At 58.7% G+C, this 9,384-nt stretch carries 9 protein-coding genes and 1 tRNA gene; 3 read left to right on the top strand and 7 right to left on the bottom strand.

From position 1 onward, the window contains the following. Positions 1-497 precede the first annotated feature (497 nt). Together petE and NW820_RS04835 are read left to right on the top strand one after the other, a co-directional pair. On the top strand, positions 498-908 hold the full coding sequence (petE, locus tag NW820_RS04840; protein ID WP_011433401.1) for a plastocyanin: 411 nt from the start codon (positions 498-500) through the stop codon (positions 906-908). Positions 909-1,092: 184 nt separating this feature from the next. Beyond that, on the top strand, positions 1,093-1,323 hold the full coding sequence (locus NW820_RS04835) for a hypothetical protein (protein WP_011433402.1): 231 nt from the start codon (positions 1,093-1,095) through the stop codon (positions 1,321-1,323). Between the two features lie 36 nt (positions 1,324-1,359). On the opposite strand, the gene NW820_RS04830 is transcribed toward NW820_RS04835, so the two are convergent. Beyond that, a complete protein-coding gene (locus NW820_RS04830; RefSeq protein ID WP_414344087.1) occupies positions 1,360-1,572 on the bottom strand; it encodes a DUF2997 domain-containing protein in 213 nt (70 codons plus the stop codon). Positions 1,573-1,660: 88 nt separating this feature from the next. Here NW820_RS04830 and NW820_RS04825 point away from each other — a divergent pair, with 88 nt between their 5' ends. After that, positions 1,661-2,710 (top strand): potassium channel family protein, encoded by a 1,050-nt coding sequence (locus NW820_RS04825; RefSeq protein WP_414373746.1) that lies wholly within the window; start codon positions 1,661-1,663, stop codon positions 2,708-2,710. 29 nt (positions 2,711-2,739) lie between these two features. On the opposite strand, the gene NW820_RS04820 is transcribed toward NW820_RS04825, so the two are convergent. The 6 genes from NW820_RS04820 to NW820_RS04795 all read right to left on the bottom strand — a co-directional run. Then, positions 2,740-3,408: a PHP domain-containing protein gene (locus NW820_RS04820; RefSeq protein ID WP_011433405.1), complete on the bottom strand. Its 669-nt coding sequence runs from the start codon at positions 3,406-3,408 to the stop codon at positions 2,740-2,742. Between the two features lie 98 nt (positions 3,409-3,506). Then, a complete protein-coding gene (locus tag NW820_RS04815; protein WP_414380850.1) occupies positions 3,507-4,670 on the bottom strand; it encodes a pyridoxal-phosphate-dependent aminotransferase family protein in 1,164 nt (387 codons plus the stop codon). 34 nt (positions 4,671-4,704) lie between these two features. Then, positions 4,705-4,776 (bottom strand) — tRNA-Cys (locus NW820_RS04810). Positions 4,777-4,858: 82 nt separating this feature from the next. Beyond that, positions 4,859-6,040, bottom strand: coding sequence for a CO2 hydration protein (locus NW820_RS04805; protein ID WP_011433407.1), 1,182 nt, complete (start codon positions 6,038-6,040; stop codon positions 4,859-4,861). 36 nt (positions 6,041-6,076) lie between these two features. Beyond that, a complete protein-coding gene (locus NW820_RS04800; protein WP_414406835.1) occupies positions 6,077-7,585 on the bottom strand; it encodes an NADH-quinone oxidoreductase subunit M in 1,509 nt (502 codons plus the stop codon). Positions 7,586-7,597: 12 nt separating this feature from the next. Then, positions 7,598-9,384 (bottom strand): NAD(P)H-quinone oxidoreductase subunit F (locus NW820_RS04795; protein WP_414406834.1); only part of this gene is annotated, 1,787 nt, incomplete at its 5' end.

Raw genomic sequence — 9,384 nt, 5'->3', positions numbered from 1 at the left:
TAGGATGATTTGCCCTTCTTGTGCATCGACAACCCTACGGATTTGTTAGGCAAGACACTCTTGGACTTTAAGGGATCCCACGGAAAAAGAATCTCTACTTTGCGAAACTTTGCGAAGCACTTTTGGGTAGAGATGAGGACGACCCGGAAAACTGGCTCTCGGTTCCCTGCGCACGCTCACCAACCGCCAAAACATCCTGCCCCAACTGGCTGGGGATCCAGCCGCATCGGGTTGCCCAGCAGAAGTGTTGCCATAGACCCGCGAGAGAGTTCTGTTGTTTGACGGGTTCGGTCTGCTGTGGCCTTCTGTTAAAGAACGGATGCTACCGCTCCATAGGTGGGCATGCTCTATTTTGGGATGAGCCCCCTTATAATGAACATTAGGAATCCAACTGTCCCTGCTGTCCCTCCGCCTGGCTGGGTGCTCTTCGCAACCTGGAAAGGGGCAACCGAGCCGCAAAGTCTGGGATAACTGCTGTTACGTTTTGAGAGGAATCCATGTCTCTAGTTTTTAACCTGGTGAAGCGTTTGCAGCTCATCCTGCTCAGCCTTGTGGTTGGGGGGTTGGCTGTGGCGTTCTTGTCCAACCCTGCTGCTGCCGAGACCTACATTGTCAAAATGGGATCTGACAAGGCCCAGTTGGTCTACGATCCGCCTTCTCTCACCATCAACCAAGGGGATACCGTTCAGTGGGTGAACAACAAGGTCTACCCCCACAATGTTGTCTTCGACAAGGTGCCCGGTGGAGATGCGGCTTTGGCGGCCAAACTCTCCCACAAGGCACTGCTCACTGCTCCTAAGCAGGTGGTGGAGTCGGCTTTTGTCGATGTTCCTCCAGGTGAGTACACCTACTACTGCACGCCCCACCGTGGGGCCGGAATGGTTGGCAAGATCATCGTGAACGGCTAAATCCACACCCCAAGTGCTGAACTTCTAGGGATCCCACTTTTGGTTTTGCCTTGCTGGACAGGGATCCCTGCTCTTAGCATGAAGGGTAGCCCTCTCAGGAGCGGGAGGGCTTTTTGGCGAATGAATACGCATCTAACCGGCTTGTCTTCGAGCCGCACAAGTTTAGTCCACAAACGGGTTCTCTATGACCACCAGCGTTAAAGGTTACCTGCTCTTGGCCGTTTCCTGCCTCAGCGCCATTGCTGCTGTTGGCTCAATTTTCGAGTTGGCTTCTGGCGAGCCGGATTTTGGCGTCGGCCCCACCAGCATCATCTTGGTTGTCGCTGCTCCATTGGCTGTTTGGCTGTTTCAGGCTGCGGTTGGAGCGGCACGGGCCGGCAATACGGCCGGAAAGGGGAGCAAAAAGAAAAAATGAGGAGACGGTGAGAACCCTGAGCAAATGGATATGGAGTCAGCGGGTTTGCTTCAAAGAGACTTCTGACTCCCTCTCGATTTCAGTCAGTTGGTGAAACTCCGGCAAGAGCTCCCGTTTCTGCACGGCTCCGAGCGCCGATTCCAAGCCGGCGGTAGCTAGGGTACAACTGGAGCCAGAACCATTCAGTACGGTCTCGGTAACCTGTCCGTTTTTGTCGATCCGATATTCCACCTTGATGTACTCAGGCATCGGCACTCCGCTTGTTACCGAACAACAACGGGTTCTTCCCCATTCTAGTTCTTGCTTCCTTTTCCTGGGCTAGATCTGGCTGGGCTCTATGGCTTCTGCTCGTCCCCCCTTCCAGGCTGCCAAAAGGGATCCCGGGATCCGGCGAGACCTCGGCTTGGGCGTGGGGGCATTGGTGTGTGTGGTGCTGATCGGCACCCTCTGGTACCACGGGGTGGAGCAGTGGCCTTGGGTGGAAGCTTTTTACATGACCGTTATCACCCTAACCACCGTGGGCTTCATGGAGGTGGGGCCGCTGGGGGAGCGGGGGCGTTTATTTACGGTGGCCTTGATCCTGATGGGGGTCTTGAGCATCGGCTTCATGGTGAATCGCTTTACAGAGGCCCTCATCCAGGGACATTTTCAGGAAGGGATCCGGCAACGGAAATGGAAGAAACAGATGGAAGCGCTGAACAACCACTACATCATTTGCGGTTTCGGGCGCATTGGCCGGCAGGTGGCCCAAGAGTTTCGAGCAGAAGGGGTGCCATTTTTGGTGATCGATCAGTCTGCTGAGGCGATTCAGGTGGCTCAAGAGCTGGGATATGTGGCTCTCCAGGGGGATAGTACTCTAGATGCCACTTTGCTGGAAGCGCGGGTGCAACAGGCGGAGGGGCTGATTGCCGCCCTGTCTTCCGATGCCGAGAACCTCTACGTGGTCTTGTCGGCCCGCACCTTGAACCCCCGCATTCGCACCATTGCCCGCGCCAATACGGAGGAGGCTTTGCAAAAACTGCAGCGGGCGGGCGTTGCCCATGCCATTTCTCCCTACATCACGGGCGGAAAACGCATGGCGGCGGCTGCCTTACGCCCCCGGGTTGTGGACTTTGTGGATGGCATCCTTGTCGGTCGGGATCGCACTTTTTACCTAGAGGAGTACGAGCTGGCAGCCCAAGAATGTCCTTATGTCGGGCAAACCCTACGGAAAGCCGATTTGCGCAACCGATCCGGAGCTTTGGTGGTGGCGATTCGACGGGCGGATGGCCAGTTGATCGGTGGCCCCAGCGGAGAAACCCTGTTGCAGCCGGGGGATCTGCTGCTGTGTATGGGCACTGCAGAGCAGTTGCGTCGGCTTGGACAGTTGCTCTATCCACGCCCGTAGCAGCCCGTTCTCCACCTGGGTAGCCTGGCTCAAATCCGCCTCAGAATACTGGGGCCATGAGAGTCGGTGCCGCAGGTTTTCAAAAGTCCGTAGGTCTCGGCCAGCTCTTCGGCTTTCTCCGTCACTTCCGGGCTAGGGATCCAAATCTCCGGGTTTTTGTAGGCGTAGTAGACCTCAAGGCCATCTATTCCCAACTCCGCTGCGGCTGGGACAATTTCCTCTGCAGGCAGGCAATAGCGAAAGGGATGGGCCAACACCGCCAAGCCTCCTGCCGCTTGAATGGCCTGGATCGCGTCGGCGGCGGGCAAGCCGGGAACCTGCTCCCCTTGGGCAAAGGGATCCAGGACACCATCGGTGGGATCGAAGCCGTAGCCCAGAATATGCACTTCACAGCCCAACAGGTTTGCGGTGATCTCGATCCCCGGCCACAGGATGGGGTCGTCGGGACGATCCAAGTGGGCGCGGGCTCGTTCGTAGCCCTTCAGGGTGTGGTGATCGGTGATGGCTAGGCCCTTGAGGCCGTGCCGGCGCGCCTGCTCCGCCAGATCCACGGGATCCATCTGCCCATCCGAACAACGAGTGTGTAGGTGAAAGTTGTACTGCAAGGGACAAGAACGAGGGCCAACCCCCTGTAGCACCTGCCGCAACTCCCCAGCAGAAGGCACCACGCAGGGATCCCGTTCCAAGCTGACAACCATAGCCACCCTTGGGTTCTGAAGTTTTATTAAGCATGTCCCCCCATTGTAGCCAGGGGCAAGGGTCAGTGCTATGGGTCAAAGACTACTGAGCTGGGGGCTCAGAAGCCGTGGGCCAATACTTCCTCGGCGGCGCGAGTTCCCGCCCCTGGGGTGAAGTCGCTGTAGCCCACGGTGTGTAAAGCTGACTCCAGAGCAGCCAAGGTCATCAGCACATCGCGGTCACTCACAAAGCCCAAATGGCCAATGCGGAAGATTTTGCCCTTGAGGTGGTCTTGTCCAGCGGCAAGGGCGATGTCGAAGTGTTTCTTCAAGGTGCTGCGGATGGTGTCAGCGTTGATCCCTTCGGGAGCGAGTACAGCTGTTACCGAAGGACTGGCCGCTGACTCTGGATCAACCAAGAGCTTTAGCCCCAGAGCCTTGACGCCAGCACGGGTGGCCTGGGCCAGCTTGGCATGACGCCGGTAGATGGCTTCCAACCCTTCTGCGCGCATCATGCGCAGGGTAACCTGCAGGGCGTAAAACAGGTTCACCGCCGGTGTAAAGGGAGTGGTGCCTTGGCGCAGGGCCTTTTGCGCCAGCTTAAAGCTCCAGTAGTACTTGGGAAACCTAGAGCGCTCCGTAGCGGCCATGGCCCGCGGGCTGACGGCCACAAATCCCAGCCCTGGTGGGATCATATAGCCCTTCTGGGATCCCGAGGCCACCACATCCAAGCCCCATTCGTCCATTAACACCGGCATTGCCCCCACGCTGGTGACCCCATCCACCAGGACGAGGGCTTCCCCGTGCTCGCGGGCAGCAGCAGCAATGGCTTGGACATCGTTGGCTACGCCGCTGGAAGTCTCCGAGTGGGTGAGGATGACGGCTTTGATGGTTTTTTCCCGGTCGGCAGCCAGCTTTTCTTGGAAGATCTCGACGGGGTAAGGGATCCCCCAGGGGGTTTCCACCCGCTCACACTGAAGGCCAAACTGCTCGGACATTTCCGCCCAGCGCTCCCCAAACTTGCCGTTCACCCCCACCAAAACCCGATCCCCAGGGCTGAGGGTGTTGAGGATCCCGGCTTCCATAGCGCCGGTGCCACTGGCGGAAAAGACAAACACATCTGAGGTGGTTTGGTGCAGCCAGCGCAACCCATCGGTGACCTCTTCCAAAATGGCGGTGAACTCTTTGCTGCGGTGCTCGATGGGCCCCCGTGCCATCGCCAGCAGAGCACTCTCGGGAACGGGAGTGGGGCCGGGGATCATCAATATCAGCTTGTCTTTCATGCTTGCCCTGCTTGGGATGCAAGTAAGGTTTAAAAGGTGGCGGCCAGATTCGAACTGGCGCATAGAGGTTTTGCAGACCTCTGCCTTACCACTTGGCTACGCCACCCCATTGCTCAACTGGGCGCAGATATTGTATCCGAAAAGGGGATCCCCCTTCCAGTAACCAAAAGTAGCAGTTCCCAGCTCAGCTAGGCCTCAACCCTTTCTTCCTGCACCTTTAACAGACGGGATCCCAGCAGGCGCTGCAGCCAAGGAGCCAGAAACTTGCGGTTGGCCAACTGCTGCTGGGGATCCTGAGTTTCCAGAGGGAAGGGGGCAAGAGCCCGCAGGGCGGCAGTGGTAACACAGAACATGGCCTTTTGGAAGCTAAGGCAGATTTTCACCCGCAGGTCATCATCCCCGCGAGGCTGGCGGCGGTAGTGCTCTCGCAAGTAGGGGGGCAGGTGGCGCATCATATCCTGCATCAACAGGGTAGGCGGGATCCCAGCGCTGCCTACCGGCAGCGGATCGGCGTAGAGGGCGCCGTAGGCAAAGTCAGCCTGCTCAGCCGGGATCTGGTGGGCCTGGGCGTTGTAGGAAACCGTGCCCATAAAGGGAAAGGAGCGGAAAAACACCGCTTCCACATAGGGGATAGCCGTATCTGATAGGAAAGTCAGACCCGCCGAGAGAGGGATGATCTCGTAGCGGCGGCCCCAGATGCAGGGAGCGTAGGTGATAGGCTTGTCGGCAGCTGCCACCAACCCCTGCTGGATGTGAGCCACCACGTCGGGAATGGTGAGGTGGGGTTCTGTCTCAGAGCGCTTGGCCAGCGCCAGGAAAATATCGCTCATCACCCGCCAAAACTGGCCCAAGCCGCTGTACATAGCCAGCATGCGCACCTGTTCTAGAGCAAAGTCGGGAAACAAGATCCCCAAGCCCTGCAAGAAGGGATTGAAGCGGATTTTGGCCCGGATGGCTCTCTTGGCCCGCTCGACAAATTCAGGGGTATCCAGGTAGCGGTCTAGCCCCCCTCCCCCATGCCAGAGCATAGCCTTCATGCAGTATTCGGCAAACTCGTAGTTGATGCGGTCATGCCACAGGTAGCGCAGCCATTTGCCCAGGGTAATCTCGCCGTTGAAATACTTGAACGCCGGAAAAAGCTCCAAAAATTGGTGGTCGGCAATAAAGATCAAATTGCGCGAATAGGCATCCAGCACCTCGCCGTAGCTATGCAGGATGCCAATGACCTCTAGGCGATTGGCAGGGGCATCCGGCACAAGGGCTCCCCCTGCCTCTAGGCGCTGGACAATAGGAGCCAGTTGCAGTTGCTCCAGAGGAGATAAGCCGGCCAGAAAGAAGCAGGAAGGAGCAGGAGCAAGAGTGGCAGTCATGGGAGCAAAAGAAACTCCGTCGATCTCATCAAATCATCAAAAGGAAGACAACCCAAACTGAAAGGCAGTGACCAGTCCTGCAACACCAGCTAGGTTAGCCTTGGCCAAGGCCAAGGTGGTGGACTCCACCCAGCGGGTTGCCCAGCTAGGCTGCAGGCCCAGTAACACCACCAGCGTTGCCAAAACAACAGCAGGCAGGCGCTCTTCAGTGGCGTGGCGTTGCATGGCTATGGCCACTTGCGAGAGGCGCCCAAAAAAGACACGGTTCACCATCAGCAGAAAATAGGCCGCCGTCAATCCCGTCCCCACCATGCACAGGAGCGTTTGCAGGGGAAAGACGGCAAAGCTGCCCCGAAAGAGGGTGAACTCAGCTATAAAGCCCACCATGCCCGGTGTGCCGCCACTGGCCATCACCCCTAGCACCATCAAGCTGCCAATAAGCGGTAAGCCCCGCTCCGGGTTGAGCAATCCCCGCAGCAGCTTGAGATCCCGTGTGCCGGTGTTGGCATAGACGGCTCCCACCAGAAGAAACAGCAGCGAGGAGATGAGGCCATGGCTGACCATCTGAAAGATGGATCCCACCAGGGAGAGGGGAGTGGCTGCTGCTACAGCCAAGAGGATGTAGCCCATGTGGGCAATGGAGCTGTAGGCCACCAGCTTTTTCATATCCTGCTGCACCAAGGCGTTCAGGGATCCATAGAGCACGTTAACCACCGCCCAACCGGCCAGCCAAGGCCCGGCTTGATCCCAGGCATCCGGCAAGAGCTGCAGGCCAAAGCGCACCAGGCCGTAGGTGCCCAACTTCAAAAGCAAACCCGCCAGCAACACGGAAATGGGGGTGGAAGCCTCCACATGGGCATCCGGCAACCAGGTGTGGAAGGGCACCAAGGGGATCTTGATGGCCAGGCCCAGCAGAATGGGAATGAGCAACAGGGTTTGTTGCACCAGGGGCAAGGGGTGGGCCTGCAGGACGGTATAGGTAAAGCTGTGGGCATCGCTCAGCCAACTGAGGCCGAAAAAGCCAATCAAGAGGAGGATCCCCGACAGAGCGGTGTAAACCAAAAACTTGGTGGCGGCATAGGTGCGGCGCGGCCCTCCCCAGATGGCGATGAGCAAATACAGGGGGATCAGCTCCACTTCATAGAACAGGAAAAACAGCAGCAAATTCTGAGCCAAAAAAGCTCCGGCCACCGCTGCCGCCAGCATGAGCACCAAGCTGTAGTAGAGGCGGGGCCGCTCCACCTGGCCGCTGGCCCAAATAGCCATCAACACCAGTAGCCCGGTCATCACCACCAAAGGCAGAGAGATCCCATCCACTCCCACCTCATAAACCAAGCCCAACTGGGGGATCCAGGCCATCCTTTCCGCCAATTGCAGGGATCCAAGGTGGGGGTCAAAGATCAGCAACAGCCCCGCGCTCAGGCCAAACAAAACCCACCCAAACCCCAAGGCCAAAGCCCGGTGCAAGCCCTTCCCCGCCTGCTCGGGAATCAACCCAATCAAGATGCTCCCCAACAACGGGATCCCAATCAAAAGGCTCAACATGGCTCTCTCCCATCAATAGGCCAACCCCAAATGGGGCGAACGCAGTAGCCAAGCTGTAACCAACACCATCCCGATGACAATCACCAGCACATAGAGTTGCATCCGCCCCGACAGGGTGTACTTGAGGGCTTCGCCGCTGAAGAAAAAGGCCAGGCTCACCCCGTTCACCAAGCCGTCCACTCCGTTGCGATCCAGCCACTCCAATCCGCGGGAGAGGGCGCTGACCGGTTGCACCACCAGGGCTTGGTAGAGGTGCCCCGTGTAAAAGTCGTGGGCCAGCAGATCCTGCAACTCCGGCCAGGGCAGATATACCCTCCGTTGGTCCCCCCAGTACAGCCAGCCGCCAATGGCTGCCCCCACCAGCCCAGCAGCCGTCAGCAGAGCCGCCATCCACCTCAGCTGCGGGTTCCAGTCGGGATAGAGCCCCCAGCGCCCCAACAGCCAGGGCATGAGCAAGGTTTGCACCGTCAGGATGCCCATGGGCAGAGCCATCAGCCAGCCCACCTCAGGGGCCCGGCGGGTTTTGGGTTGAGGGGATCCCAAAAAGACCAGGCCAAACACCCGCGCCAGGTTGAGAGCCGTCAGCCCATTCACCAGCAGCAGCACCTCCACCAGGGCCGGCTGCACCCCGCTGTAGACCAGCGCCAGGCGGGTCAGCGTCCAAAAGCACCCTAGGGGCAGCAGAGCCACCATCCCCAGGGATCCCACGGCAAAGGCGGCAACTGTGGCCGGCATGCGGCTGCGCAGGCCCCCCAGCTCTGTCAAATCTTGGGTAGAGGTGGTGTAGATGAGGGATCCCACCCCCATAAACAGCAGCGCCTTAGCCAAGCCGTGCATGAGCAGCAACTCCAGGGCCAGCTCCGGCTGCTGCATTCCCACTGCCACAAACACCAACCCCAAGTAGGCACTCGTGGAGTAGGAGAAGGTGCGTTTGATATCGATTTGCGCCAAGGCCACCAGGGATCCGCCCAGGGCTGTGATCGTGCCGATGGCCACCAAGACCCCATCTGTAACTGGCGATAGGGCCAGTAGCGGTTGCAGCTTAATCAGCACAAAAGCCCCGCAGGCCACCACCGCCGAATTGCGCAGGATCGAGGCCGGGTTGGGCGCTTCCATCGCCTCGTCCAGCCACAGGTGCAGCGGAAATTGAGCGCATTTGCCCAAGGGCCCTGCAATCAAAGCCAACCCCATCAAAGCCGCCCAGGTGGGATCCAAGCTAGTCGTAGCCGCCCAGTCCCGCAGGCCGGAAAAGGTCAAGGCCCCAGAAAAGTTGGAAATTGCCACCACCCCCATCAGCAGCAACAGATCCCCTACCCGCTTGGTTAAAAAAGCATCCCGCGCCGCCGTCACCACCAGAGGCTGGGCGTACCAAAAGCCCACCAGCAAATAGGTGGAAAGGGTGAGCATCTCCAGCAGGGCATAGCTGAAAAACAGCGAGTCGCTGAGGGCGATCCCTGTCATTCCCCCCTCGAAAAAGCCCATCAGGGCGGCAAAGCGACCCAGGCCCCAGTCCCTATCCAAATACCCCAGCGCATAGATCTGGGCCAGCAAGCTCAAACCGCTGATCCAGACGACGGCCCCCATTGTCAGGGGCGAGATCTCCAAAGACAGGGTCAAATCCAGATCGGCCACCCGAAACCAGGGGTAGTTCAGGATCTGGGGATCCCGACCCCAAACCTGCCGCAACAGCCAAAGGCCATGGGCAAAGGCGGCAAAAGTCAGAAGGATGTTGAGGTAAGCTGCCGGGCGCGGGCCACTGCCCTTGACCCACCCCGTTGCCCAGGGAATGGCCAAAGCTG

Source organism: Synechococcus sp. R55.7 (assembly GCF_047461955.1).
Lineage (GTDB): Bacteria > Cyanobacteriota > Cyanobacteriia > Thermostichales > Thermostichaceae > Thermostichus.
Note: the sequence above shows the minus strand (reverse complement) of the source record. Positions and strands in the feature narration are given on the sequence as shown.